Source organism: Streptomyces mayteni (assembly GCF_054783955.1).
On the sequence record NZ_BAAGPR010000006.1, the window covers coordinates 12,820 to 25,368 of the forward strand.

The 12,549-nt window shown below is 72.5% G+C and carries 11 protein-coding genes; 5 read left to right on the forward strand and 6 right to left on the reverse strand.

The window, feature by feature from the left end; genetic code table 11:
* The first annotated feature begins 12 nt into the window (after window positions 1-12).
* Window positions 13-2,193, forward strand: coding sequence for a hypothetical protein (locus tag ACYVPE_RS04460; RefSeq protein WP_461032053.1), 2,181 nt, complete (start codon window positions 13-15; stop codon window positions 2,191-2,193).
* Window positions 2,190-3,716, forward strand: a complete 1,527-nt coding sequence (locus ACYVPE_RS04465) for an ABC transporter substrate-binding protein (RefSeq protein WP_461032054.1) — start codon at window positions 2,190-2,192, stop codon at window positions 3,714-3,716. The genes ACYVPE_RS04460 and ACYVPE_RS04465 overlap by 4 nt, the downstream gene beginning before the upstream one ends.
* 41 nt (window positions 3,717-3,757) lie before the next feature.
* Here ACYVPE_RS04465 and ACYVPE_RS04470 read toward each other — a convergent pair whose 3' ends face one another.
* The 4 genes from ACYVPE_RS04470 to ACYVPE_RS04485 all read right to left on the reverse strand — a co-directional run bounded on the left by ACYVPE_RS04470 (window position 3,758) and on the right by ACYVPE_RS04485 (window position 6,711).
* On the reverse strand, window positions 3,758-4,843 hold the full coding sequence (locus tag ACYVPE_RS04470) for a L,D-transpeptidase family protein (RefSeq protein WP_461032055.1): 1,086 nt from the start codon (window positions 4,841-4,843) through the stop codon (window positions 3,758-3,760).
* 122 nt (window positions 4,844-4,965) lie between these two features.
* Entirely contained in the window at window positions 4,966-5,397 is a 432-nt protein-coding gene (locus tag ACYVPE_RS04475) for a hypothetical protein (protein ID WP_461032056.1), read from the reverse strand.
* A gap of 132 nt (window positions 5,398-5,529) precedes the next feature.
* Window positions 5,530-5,931, reverse strand: coding sequence for a hypothetical protein (locus tag ACYVPE_RS04480; protein WP_461032057.1), 402 nt, complete (start codon window positions 5,929-5,931; stop codon window positions 5,530-5,532).
* Between the two features lie 51 nt (window positions 5,932-5,982).
* Window positions 5,983-6,711 (reverse strand): sulfite exporter TauE/SafE family protein, encoded by a 729-nt coding sequence (locus ACYVPE_RS04485; RefSeq protein ID WP_461032058.1) that lies wholly within the window; start codon window positions 6,709-6,711, stop codon window positions 5,983-5,985.
* A gap of 149 nt (window positions 6,712-6,860) precedes the next feature.
* On the opposite strand from ACYVPE_RS04485, the gene ACYVPE_RS04490 reads away from it, so the two are divergent.
* The 3 genes from ACYVPE_RS04490 (at window position 6,861) to ACYVPE_RS04500 (ending at window position 9,992) form a co-directional block, all read left to right on the forward strand.
* Window positions 6,861-7,529, forward strand: coding sequence for a SanA/YdcF family protein (locus ACYVPE_RS04490; RefSeq protein ID WP_461032059.1), 669 nt, complete (start codon window positions 6,861-6,863; stop codon window positions 7,527-7,529).
* A 149-nt stretch (window positions 7,530-7,678) separates the two neighbouring features.
* Entirely contained in the window at window positions 7,679-8,761 is a 1,083-nt protein-coding gene (locus ACYVPE_RS04495; protein ID WP_461032060.1) for an acyltransferase, read from the forward strand.
* Between the two features lie 148 nt (window positions 8,762-8,909).
* Window positions 8,910-9,992, forward strand: coding sequence for an acyltransferase (locus ACYVPE_RS04500; protein ID WP_461032061.1), 1,083 nt, complete (start codon window positions 8,910-8,912; stop codon window positions 9,990-9,992).
* A 58-nt stretch (window positions 9,993-10,050) separates the two neighbouring features.
* Here ACYVPE_RS04500 and ACYVPE_RS04505 read toward each other — a convergent pair whose 3' ends face one another.
* Both ACYVPE_RS04505 and ACYVPE_RS04510 read right to left on the reverse strand, forming a co-directional pair.
* Complete coding sequence (locus tag ACYVPE_RS04505; protein ID WP_461032062.1) at window positions 10,051-11,439, reverse strand: polysialyltransferase family glycosyltransferase; 1,389 nt, start codon at window positions 11,437-11,439, stop codon at window positions 10,051-10,053.
* Window positions 11,439-12,419, reverse strand: a complete 981-nt coding sequence (locus tag ACYVPE_RS04510) for a glycosyltransferase family 2 protein (RefSeq protein WP_461032063.1) — start codon at window positions 12,417-12,419, stop codon at window positions 11,439-11,441. The genes ACYVPE_RS04505 and ACYVPE_RS04510 overlap by 1 nt, the downstream gene beginning before the upstream one ends.
* Window positions 12,420-12,549: the final 130 nt, after the last annotated feature.

Consider the following 12,549-nt stretch of genomic DNA (forward strand, 5'->3'; position numbering starts at 1 on the left):
CCAGGGGGAGCGATGGTTGCCCGACTGTACGGCCAGGAGGCGTTGACCGACGGCCTGGTGCCGCGCCTGGTGGGGCTCGAACGGCTGCGGGACCGCCGGGTGGACCAGGAGTTTCCCGGTGCCCGGCCGGTCGTCGAGGTCTCGGGTGGCCGGGCCGGCGGCAAGACGGAGCTGCTCGCGGCGCTGTACGACGGCTACCACGGCCGGGTGCCGCTGGCCAGGGCGGACCTGGCCGTGCCCGGCTTCGGCGAGCCCGGGCTCGCCGGGTTACCCGGGGGCGGCCCCGCCGGGACGCCGCCCCGCAACGCCTCACCCGTGACCCAACTGCTCTACCTCCTCTCCTACAAACTCGGTCTGCGGCCACGGCGGTTCGCCCAGGCGCCCGCCTTCCCACGGCTCGCGCTCGGGCTGCTCGTGGTGACCACCTGGCGACCCGGAACCGGCGACGAGACGCACGTCGCCCCCGCCGGACTCCGGGCCGCCGAGGACCGGTTACGCGAGATCATCCGGGAGGACAGCCCGGACGCCAGGCGGCGCAGGGAGCTGCTGCGGCAGTGGTTCGACGCGCTGGCCGCCAACCTGACCGCCCCGCTCGCCGTGTTGCCCGGCATGGTGCCGATCGCCGAGGCCACCCTGGCCACCGCCCGCGACCAACTGCTCTCGCCCCGGCCCGACCGGGGCGCGCTGCGTTGGTGGGGCGAGCGGCTCGGCCGCTTCCAGGGCGACGACCTGCAACGACTCTTCGCCATGGTCAGGGACTTCCGCCGGCTCGACGCCAGCCGGGAGAGCGCCGAGCGGCTGCTGGTCGCCGCCCTGCTGCACGACATCGCCGACCACTACGGATTCCTCCGCCGCCGCAACCAGACCCCGGCGCCGCTGATCCTGCTCGACAACGCCCACACCGAGGTCGGCCGGCACCTCCTCCGGCTGCTGCTGCGGGCCTGGGACTCCCTGCCCTCGGGGGCCGTGCGCCCGGTGGTCGTGACGACCAGGCCGGCCGTCTCCACCGGCGGGCTCGGCATGGCCGACATCGCCTCCGGCACCCCCTGGGAGCCCACGCCGGGCAACGACTCGGAACGCTGGCTGCTCCGCGTCGAGTTGGCCGCCGTCCAGGCCGAGGACATCGAGCGGATGCTGGGCGACGCCGACTACCCGCCCCATCTGCCGAGGCTCGTCGCCCGGCTCAGCGGCGGCCGGGCCGGCTGCGCCCGACTGCTCGCGGACGCGGCGCTGGAACGGCTCGGCACCGGGGACGCCCTCGATCCGCGCGGCCTCCTCGAACTGCCGCCAGGCGGTGGCGAGTCCGAGGCGCCCGGCACCGTGGGCGAGCAGGTGCTCGACCGGCTGCTGCCCGACCGGCGGCTGCGCGCGGACCTGACCGGGCTCGTCGTCGCCCTGGACGACGCGGCCGCCAGGCGGCTCTGGACCCTCGTCGGCGCGGACCGGCCGGCCGACGACGACCACCGCCACCCGGCCGGCGGCCGGCTGCGCGCCGTCCGGGAGGAGTTGGACGCGCCGCACTGGCGCCGCGAGCCCTGGCACTGGCCGGCCGGGCAGGAACGGCCGGGAGACCAGCCGGTGCTCGGGACCGCGCCGCTGGTCGGGGACCGGGCGCTGCGCGCCCTGCTGCTGTGCCGGCTGGCCGCCACCGCGGACCTGGAACAGTGGACCAGGCTCCACCGCCGGCTGCGCGCCGGCTACAACCGCGACGACCTGCCACCGCAGGCCGTCACCCACGACGCGCCCTACCTGCACCACACGTTGGCGCTCGGGGACTTCGACGCCGTGGAGCGCTCGCTGCACCAGATGTTCGCCACCGTCGGGCCCGAGGAGTGGCTGGCGGTGCTCAACGTCGTCTGCGCCGCCCCCCACCCGCCACGCGACCAGCGGGAGACCCCCCGCCGGAGCGAGCCCTGCCGGGCCTGCGCCGCGCCGGCGGGCGACGGCCGCGACTCGCCGGCCGCGCACCGCGCGATCGGCCGCCTGACACGCGCCGTCTGGCGGCTCTCCGACCCGCTGGCGGTGGCCGGCGCCGACGAGGACGTCGACCGCGTGGAGTCCGCCCTGCTCACCCTCTACGAGCACCACGACGAGCGGGACGTCCTGTTGTCCGCCTGGCGCGAGTGGCCCGCCCGACTGCGGGACGGCGCCCAGGCACCGGATCTGCCGATACCGAGGGGGTACCGACCATGAGACTACGCGGCTGGGGTCCGCTCACCCGGGCCCTGGCGGCCACGCTCGCGCTGGCCCTGGTGGGCCTGGCCGGCTGGGCCGGCTACCAGCGGTTCTGGCCCGACGCCTCCTGCGGCCCGGGCGTCACCGAGCGCGGCCCCGACGACGAGTGCGTGGGCGTCACCGACGGCCAGGTCGTGTTCCATCCCCTCCTGGAGCAGGTGTCGGGCCTGATCAAGGAGGAGAACGACCGGGTCACCGCCTCCGACGTGCCCTATGTGACGGTCGCCTTCATCCTGCCGATGACCTCGGACGACGAGGTCGAGCGACAGCAGACGCTGCACGAGGTGCAGGGCGCCTACCTCGCCCAGTACGGCGCCAACCACCGCTCCCAGCAGGTCCGCCCGCCGATCCGGCTGGTGCTCGCCAACCCGGGCCGGAACAGCGCCGAGTGGCGGCCGGTGGTCGAGGAACTGCGCCGGCTGGCCGACTCGCCGGCGGACAACCTGCGGGCGGTCGTCGGCTTCAACGTCAGCACCCGCACCACGGAGGAGGCCATCTCCCACCTCACCAACGAGGCCGGCATCCCGACGGTGGCCGGCCCGCTGACCGCCGACGACCTCGGCAACAGCGCCGAGCGACCCGACGCCTACCCCGGGCTCGCCAGGGTGGTGCCCGACAACGGCGACCAGGCGGCTGCCCTGGCCTCGCTCTACTCGGACATCGACCCGGCCCGCACCCTGCTGGTCGAGGACCTGCGCGAGGACGACAACTACATCTCCTCGCTGCGCGACGTCTTCGGCACGGTGACGGCGGGTGCGCCCAACGCCCCCGAGCAGTTCGTCTCGCCGGCCGACCTCAACGACGAGGGCAACCTCGCCAACGACTTCGAGCGGATGGTCGCGACCATCTGCACGTCGGAGGCCGAGGTGATCTACTTCGCCGGCCGCAACGTCCAGCTCCGGCTGTTCGTCAACGCGCTGGGCGCCCGTGGCTGCGCGGAGAAGGAGTACACGGTGGTCACCATCTCCGGCGCCTCCACCCTGCGCACCGACCCGGAACTCGAGTGGAGCGCCCTGGAGAACGGCGTCACCGTGCGGTACTCGACCAACGCCCATCCGGAGGCCTGGACCAGCCCCGACGCCCCGGCCACCGGCGGCTCCCAGGCGCCCCTTGACGAGCTGCTCTCGCTGATCGAGGAGACCGGACAGGCCCAGGCGAGCGAGCTCACCGACTCGCGCACCATCACCATGTACGACGCGACGCTGACCGCGATCACCGGGATCCGGAACTCCACGGGCGGCGAGGTGTCCGTGCCGGCGCTCGACGACGTGGCGAACTCCTGGCTGCGGATGCACGGCGGCCACCAGGTCGAGGGCTCGTCCGGCTGGATCTGCCTGGACAACTACGGCGACCCGTACAACAAGGCCGTCGCGGTGGTCGAACTCGACCCGAGCTCGGAGGACATCCGCTTCGTGGGCCTCGCCTGGCCGCGGGGCGGCGCGCCGGAGCCCGACTGCCCGCTGCCCAACTCGGCGCGCTAGCGGGCCCGGCCACCCGCCGGGGGCGGCCGGGCCGGACGCCGTCACCAGTAGACGACGACCCGGTCGCCCTCCTGCACCTCGTCGAAGAGCTGGGCTATCGCGGCCTCGTCGCGGACGTTGACGCAGCCGTGCGAGGCGCCGTTGTAGCCGTTGGCCGCGAAGTCCTGCGAGAAGTGCACCGCCTGGCCGCCGTCGAAGAACATCGCGTAGGGCATCGGCGAGTCGTACAGCGTGGAGTGGTGGTTGCGGGACTTCCAGTAGACCTCGAACTCGCCCTCCCTGGTGGGCGTCTCCTCGGCGCCGAAGCGCACGTCCACCGTGGTGCGCACCTCGCCGTCGATCACCCAGGACAGCGTCTGCGAGGTCTTGGAGATGCACAGCACCCGGCCCGTGAGGCAGCGCTCGTCCAACTCCTGGGCCGGCTCGACCTCGGGGATCTCGACCGGCGGGAACATCTCCTCCTGGCTCGGCGCCTCGGTCTGGCCGGTGAGCGCCTCCCAGGTGGGCTCGAAGACCGTGCCCGACGCCTCGATGCCGGCGGCCTGCTGGAACGCGGTGACCGCGGCGGTGGTGACGTCCCCGTAGTAGCCGGTGGGGTTCTCCTCGAAGTGCTCGAGCTGCCTGAGCCTGGCCTGGAGCTCGCGCACCTGGTCGGAGTTGTCCCCGTAGCCGAGTATCTGCTGGGGCGGGAACAGCTCCTCCTGGCTCGGCGCCTCGGTGGCGCCCGTCAGCTCGGCCCAGGTGCTGGCGAACACCGTGCCGGAGACGTCGAGCCCGGCCGCCCGCTGGTACTCGGAGACGGCGCCCAGCGTGACGTCCCCGTAGTAGCCGGTGGGTTGGGCCAGGAAGTGGCCGAGCGACGCCAACCTCGCCTGGAGCTCGCGGACCTGCTCCGACTCGTCGCCGAAGTCGAGCACGACCTCCTCGGCCTGCTCCTCGGGCGACTCCTCGCCGGACTCCGCGTCGTCCCCCGAAGACGCGTCCTCGCTCGGCGTCGAACTCGACGCGTCGTCGCCTGAGCCTGAGCTCTCGGCGCCCTGTGCGGAGCAGCCGGTGAGCAGCAGTGCCGCGGCGGCGGCACTCGCCACCGCCGGTGCGGCCAACCTGCGAAGGAGCGCGGAGCGCATCAGTGTTCCCCCTGGAGCTATCGGACCTCTCGGGACCTCACTGATAAAGATGCGCTCTCCTCGCCGGAATGTTGCATTAGGGCCATAACGAAGAAGCCACGATTGGACGGCGCCAGGTCGGGTCAGGGGGTGCTGTCGAACCGGCGCAGCACCGAACCACCCGCGGTGACCAGCAGTTCCGTGTGTCCCTCGCCGAACGCGACGCCGTACTCGGCGGCCAGGAACGCGGCCACCGAGGCGCAGAGGGCGGCGGCGTCGAGGTCGTCCTCTTCCGCCATGTCCTCGACGACCACGGTGACGGCGGCATAGCCCGCGTCGTCGGTGGAGGCGAGGATCCAGCGCACCAGGTCGGCCGTCGGGTCGTCCGGGTTGGCGGCGCGGAACACCTCGGCCACCGCGTCGCCCTGCCGTTCCAGGGAGTCGACCACGGGCCCGTCCGCCACGTCGGGACCGTTGCCGCGCCCGTGCTGGTAGCCGAGCACCGCGGCCAGTGCCATCAGGCTGACGGCCAGGAACACGCCGCCGAGCGACACGCGTGCCGTCAGACCCCTCACCTGCGCCCCCTTCGCGGCTGGAGAAGACGGCAGCATCGCACACTTCACCGGTGGTCAAACCTGTGTGCGGTTGCCTTGACGGATCGCTGACGGAACGTTGACTCCCTTGTGAGGATGGGGAGTTGGTACGTCTCAGGCCGGGGTCTTGCCGGGCAGCAGCGCGCGCACCGCCTCGACGGACGCCACCGCCTCGGGCTGCGCGGCCCGCTTGTCCTCGCGGTAGCGCAGCGCGCCCTGCCGCAGCTCGCCGCTGATCAGCCGGGCCAGGAAGTCCTGCTCCTCCTCGGTGGCCGCGGCCAGCAGCTCGGCGAGCAGCTGCCGGCGGCGCCCGGTGGCGCCGGTGCCGGAGGCGGCGGCGATCCCGGCCAGCGCCGCGTCCGTGTCCGCCACCGTGAGCCGGGGCTCGGGCGCGGGCGGCGGCCGCTCGCCGGACAGCGCCCGCCAGCCCACCCCGAGCTTCCGCTGCGGCAGCCGGCCCGCCAGATAGGTGACGACGACCGGCGCCTCGGCCGGCGCCGTGGCGCCGAGCAGCATGCCCCCATCGTCGCCGCGCGGGCCGCGCCGCGCACCCTCCCCCGTACTCGCTCAGCGCAGCAGGTTGAGGCTGGCCACCACGGTGAACAGCAGGATCAGCCGCTCGAACCTGGTCTGGTCGATCCGCCTGACCAGCCACCGCCCGAGCACCGCGCCAAGCACCACGCCCCCGACCAGCACCGCGTTGAGCAGCAGCGACTCCTGGTCGATCAGGCCGAGGCCGACGCTGAACGGCACCTTGAAGAGGTTGACGATGAAGAAGAACCAGGCGGCGGTGCCAAGGAACGCCAGCTTGGGGAAGCCGGCCGACAGCAGGTAGAGCCCCATCACCGCGCCGCCCGCGTTGGCCACCATGGTGGTGAACCCGGCCAGCAACCCGAACACCAGGGCGCGCCAGCGGCCGCTGTCCGGCTCGGTGCGCCCGTGCCGCCACAGGTGCACCACGACGACGGCCAGCAGCACCGCGCCGATGGTGCGGCGCATCACGGTGTCGTCCACCACGGCGATGAAGCCGACGCCGAGCAGTACCCCGACCGCCACCGAGGGGAAGAGCCGCAGCAGCGCCGACCAGTCCACGTGCTTCCGGTAGGCGCGCACCGCGAGCATGTCGCCGACGATCAGCAGCGGCAGCAGCGCGCCGCTCGACTCGCGGGCGGGCAGCACGGCGGCGAACAGCGCGACGGTGATGGCGGCGATGCCGCCGATCGAGGTCTTGGCCAGCCCCACCAGGACCGCGCCCACCCCGAGCAGCGCCCAGTCGACTCCGCTCAGCCCGCTCATCACGAAGGGGAACACTAGTCACCCGATCGGACGTACGGGAACTTGTCCGGCGTTCGGTACGTGATAACAGCGTGACGAAGTCTGATACACCGAGCGTCGCGCCGGGGGCGCGCTCCCGGTGGTGGCGCCGGCCGTGGCCCCGGCCCAGGATGCCGCGCACGGTCCGGGGCCGGCGCACCGCGCTCCAGCTGGCGATGGCCGCCGTGGTCCTGGCGCTGCTGCCGGCCACCTGGGTGCAGGCCAGCACCCACGACCGGTTCCGGTCCGTGGCCGACGCGCCGTCCGCGCCGGTGGCCATGGTCTTCGGCGCCGGCCTCCGGGCCGACGGGCAGCCGACGGCCTGGCTGGCCCACCGGCTGGAAGCGGGCGCCGAGCTCTACCACTCGGGCCGGGTGCGGGCGCTGCTGGTCACCGGGGACAACGGCAGGGAGGAGTACAACGAGCCGGACGCCATGCGCGACCACCTGGTGGGCCTCGGGGTGCCGGCCGAGCGGATCGTCGCCGACTACGCCGGCTTCAACACGTGGAACTCGTGCGCCCGCGCGGCCGATGTGTTCGGCGTCACCCGGGCGCTCCTCGTCTCCCAGGAGTTCCACATACCCAGGGCGCTCGCGCTCTGCCGGGCAGCCGGGATCGACGCCCACGGGGTCGGCGTGGGCGAACGGCCCAGTCCGGTGCTGCTGTTCAGCTCGCTGCGGGAGATGGCGGGTGCCATCCCGGCCGTGTGGGACGCGGCCTTCACGCCGGCACCCCGCTTCGCCGGGCCGCGCGAGAGCAGCCTCCAGGAGATCCTGGCCGCGACCGGGTCCGGGGGGTGAGGCGCCGGCCGGGGGAGGAATGACGGAGTGGGCGTGAGGATTCCTCACCGCAGCCACGCCCACCCCTTGCCGTCCGTCGAGGCCGCGTTAGGCTCGCGGGCGGCGGAGGTACCCGACCGCCGCCGCTCCGAGACCCCACGATCGGAACCATGTCCGCATCCACCTCAGCTCCGCCCGCCGCCGGGGCGCCTTCGACACCGGCCGAGCGGATCCGCGAACACCGCTACGACGTCGACCTGATGCGTCTGGTCGGTTCGGTCGCGGTGATCTTCCTGCACACCGCGGCCACCTTCATCCACGTCACGGACGGCCAGGAGGCCAACGGGGCGGGCGCCTACTGGGTCGGGAACATCGGAGACGCGGTCAACCGGTTCGCGGTGCCGCTGTTCTTCGCCATGGCCGGCTGGGTGGTGCTGGTGGGCGCCCCACCGCGGGACGAGCGGAAGATGTGGACGCGGATCGTCCGCAACACCGTGCCGGTGTTCGTCTGGAGCATGGCCTACGTGGCCTGGGCCTGGCTGCGCGACCGCAACGAGGAGCCGGCGTCCGACCTGGCCGTCCAGGCGTTCTTCGGCGAGATACGCCCGGCGTACCACCTGTGGTTCATGTACGCCTACATCCCGATCGTGGCGGTGCTGGCCTTCGCCGTGCTGGTGAAGGACGGCAAGCGCCCCTACGGCCTCGGCCTGGCGCTGCTCGGCGTCGCGGCGGGCCCGACCATCTTCACCACGGTGGCCGAGGTCACCGACTGGGACGGGCTGCCGTCCTTCGGCTGGACCTTCGGCACCTACCAGATGATCTACGCGGTCGGCGGCGCGCTGCTGATCGGCATGCCGAACCGGCTGGCCGCCCGGTGGCGTTGGCCCCTGCTCGCCACCCTGATCCTGGCGATCGCCGGCACCCTCTGGTACGCCACCCAGATCCACTACGCCATTCCCTACGCCCACCTGTTCGTGGGCGTCGCCACCATCAGCCTGATCCTGCTGCTCAACCGGGTGCGCGTCCCCGAGCGGCTGCGGCCCTCGCTCTCCACGCTGGCCGGTGCCGCGCTCGGCGCCTACCTGGTCCACGTGTTCTTCGTCGAGGAGCTGGTGGTCCGCTTCGTCTCCGCCGACCTGAGCGGGCCGGCCGCCGCCGCGCTGCTGCTCGGCTCGCTCACCGTCACCCTCGTGCTGTCCTACGGGGCGAGCATGCTGTGGGGCCGCCTCGGCCTGCGGCGCTGGCTCGGCTGAGCCGAGCCGGGAAGGGGCCGTGAGCCGGATCGCGGATCCGCCATGGCGAAGGTGATCCAACTGATGCCGTAAGGCCGCCATCCCATTCAGTTCAATCTGCTACAAGATTCCCATCGCATTTGGTTACAAGATCCTCGCGAACGGAATCATGCTCGCCACCACCACAACTCCGCCGGCCGTCGCCACACAGCCCGAGCCGGCCGCGCCAGCGCGCGAACACCGCTACGACGTCGACCTGATGCGCCTGGTCGGCTCGGCCACGGTGATCTTCACCCACACGTCGGCCACCCTCATCCACGCCACCGACGACGAGCGGGCCAACGGGCCCGGCACCTACTGGGTGGGGCACATCGGGGACGCGGCGGGCTCGTTCGCGGTGCCGCTGTTCTTCGCCATAGCCGGCTGGGCGGTGCTGGTGGGTGCCTCGCCACGGGACGAGTCGCGCATCTGGGCCCGGATCGTGCGCAACAGCGTGCCGTTGTTCGTCTGGAGCCTCGCCTACGTCGCCTGGGCCTGGCTGCGCGACAGCAACGAGGACCCGACGTCCGACCTGGCCGTCCAGGCGTTCCTCGGTTCGATACGCCCGGCGTACCACCTCTGGTTCATGTACGCCTACATACCCATCATGGCCCTGCTCGCGCTCATGGTGCTGATCAGGAACGGCAAGCACCCCTGGCGGCTCGGGCTCGCGCTGTTCGGCGTCGCCGCCGGGCCCGCCGTCTTCTCCACGGTGGCCGAGGTCACCGGCTGGGCCGACCCGCCGTCCTTCGGCTGGGGTTTCGCCACCTACCAGGTGGCCTACGCGGTCGGCGGCGCGATGCTGATCGCCCTGCCGCACCGCGTCACTCTCCGATACCGCTGGGCACTGGTGGCCACGCTGCTGGTGTCGTTGGCCGGCGCCGTCTGGTACGACACCACCATCCACTATCCGCTGCCCAACGCCCACCTGTTCGTGGGCGTCGCCACCATCTGCGTGATCCTGCTGCTCAACCGGATACGGGTGCCGGAGCGGTGGCGGCCCCGGCTCTCCCGGCTCGCCGGCGCGGCGCTCGGGGCCTACCTGATCCACGTGTTCTTCGTCGAGGAGGTGGCCGTCCCGATCGTCTCCGCCGACCTGAGCGCGCCGCTCGCCGCGCTGGAACTCGTGGCGCTGCTGGCGGTCACTCTGGTGCTGTCCTACGGCGCGAGTCTGCTGTGGGGGCGGCTCGGCCTGCGGCGCTGGCTCGGCTGACCCGGGCCGACGCGACGTCCCGGGACCACCTGTCGTCCCGGGACCAGCGGCGTGCGGCTCAGCCGCGGCGCATGGAGCGCCGCACCTTCCGGGCGAAGCGCAACGCCGTGCGGCCGCCCGGGAGTTGGCCGGTGATGCTGGCGCCGATGCCGCCCGGCAGCGCGAGCGTCGTCAGCCGCGCCCGCACCACGTAGCGCGACGCCGCCTTGCCCTGGTTCGCCGCCAGCCACTCCTGGGCCTCGGCGCGCAGCTCGGGATAGCGCTTGAACTGCATGCAGTAGCCCACGGCCCGCACCAGCGGGCTGAGCTCGGCGCCGACGCCGGCCCGCGCGGTGACCACCTCGCCGGCCTTGCGCTCCTCGATGTCGGGGACCAGGGCGTCGACGATGGTCAGCGGGATGCGGTTGCTGTTCTGGTACGGGGTGATCCGCCCGAGCACCGTGCCGGTGCCGAGCCTGGCGATCGGCACGCCGTAGTAGACGGCGGCCGTCAGCAGCGCGGTGGAGAAGCACCCCACCACCAGGGCGGGCCGCAGCCGGTGGAACACCGTCTCGGCGAGCATCGGCGAGTCGAGCACGGTGAGCCGCACCCCGACCTCGGCCGCCGCCTTCTCCAGTGCCTTGGAGTAGCGGGCTGGCGCCGTCGGGTGCGGCTTGAAGACCACGGAGTGGCAGCCGGCCGCGGCCGCGCCGCGCAGCATCCGCGCGTGCAGCTCCTCCTCCTCGGCCGGCTCCAGGATGTTCAGCGCGGCCAGGTACTGGCCGAGGATGACGGCCGTGGGCTCGTGCGCCTCCTCGAGGGCGGCCAGCACGGACGCGTCGTTCTCGGCCGCGCTGATCTCGTCGAGCACGGCGCGGAACGCGTCGTTCGGCACCGTCTCGGCCGGCACGCCGTAGTCGGTGAGCAGCATCGGCGTCAGGCCGGGCACCAGGTCGAGGTGGATCAGCCGCTGGATCCGGCAGGCGGTGTTCCAGTTGAGCCGGTCCCTGGTGGGGCCGTAGCTCATCAGGCCGTCGGCGTAGACGTGCACGTCGGCGTCGGCGAAGATCGCGGCGAGCGCGATGGAGTGCTTGGCGTGCACCGACTCGACGACCAGGTCCATCGGCCCGTCGGGCAGCTCCCAGGCGGTGCGCAGCAGCCGCTCCCATATCGGGACGTCGTGTTCCCTGGGCGTCCAGCTGCCCGGGTGGTGCGGCTCGATGGTGTCGTTCCAGCTGATCACCCGGTCGAAGCGGGTGACGATCCGGTCCCAGCCGGTCATCTCGGAGAGCAGCACCGAGGTCTCGGGGATCGCGGCGTTGTTGCTCACCAGCAGGATCCGCTCCTCGGCGGCCTCGTCGGGCCCGAAGAGACCGGCGTCCAGCGCGGCGGCCAGCGTGGCGGCGCCGTAGAGCGTGGAGACCTCGAAGATCTGGACGCGCGCGGCGGTCGTGGCTTCGGTGCTCATCAGGCCGCGGCCACCTTACGCGTCGTCGTCCGGCCGAGCAGGCGGCGCAGCACCCGGCCGCGCTCGGGGCCCATCTCGTCGAGGGTGCGGTCCAGCAGTTCCTGCGGCATCCGGCGCAGCGCCTCCGACGACATCTGCCGCAGCTTGCGGGCCACGTCGGACTGGTGCCGGTCCGCCTTGCTGATGTGGAAGGCGATCATGGCGCAGTAGGTGCGCACGATCTTGGGCAGGAACCGGTCCGCGTCGGGGTGGGCCAGCACCTCCTCAAGGATCAGGTCGTGCGCCGGGATGAAGTCCAGCTGCCGCTCGTCGCCGACCTGGGTGAGCGAGTTGCTGATGCCGCGCCGGTAGAACAGGCCGTGCAGGCCTATCGAGACGTAGGAGCGGGCGCGCAGGTGCAGCTGCCAGGTGAAGACCCGGTCCTCGCAGGTGCGCAGGTTCGGCTCGAAGCGGACGCCGAGGTCGTCGAAGACGTTCCGGCGGCAGACCATGGACCAGACGTTGGGGTAGTCGACCATGCTCTTCCGCTCCACGGGCAGGACGCCGTCGCGCGGGTCCATCAGCGTGTTGCGGCGCGGCGCCGGCGCCCGCTCCAGGGTGCGGCTGGTGCCGGTGACCTGGACGTGGTCGGTGCGCACGAAGTCGCAGTCGAACGAGTCGACGGCGGAGATCAGTTGGGTGAGGTAGCCGGGCGCGTACCAGTCGTCCCCGTCGAGGAAGGTCAGCCAGCGACCGCGGGCGGCGTCGATGCCGGTGTTGCGCACCCGGGAGATGCCGCGGTTGGTCTCGTGGTGGATCACCCGGACCCCGGGGATCCGGCTCGCGGCCCGGTCCAGGATCTCGCCGGTGGCGTCCTTGGAGTGGTCGTTGACCAGAATGAACTCCCGGTCGTCGCCGACATTCCGGGCGAGTGCCTGCAAGGTGTCGGGCAGGAATTCCTGCATGTTGTAACAGGCGACGATGACGGAGAGTTTGGTCACGCTGGCTTCCAGTGGCTTCGGACAGGTTGAACGCGACGGTAAACAGGCCGTCCGCGACTAAGGATACGAGAGGGTGACCCCTGGGTGAACGGTGCCGGTACGGTCGATGATCCCACCGTCTCGCTCGGCG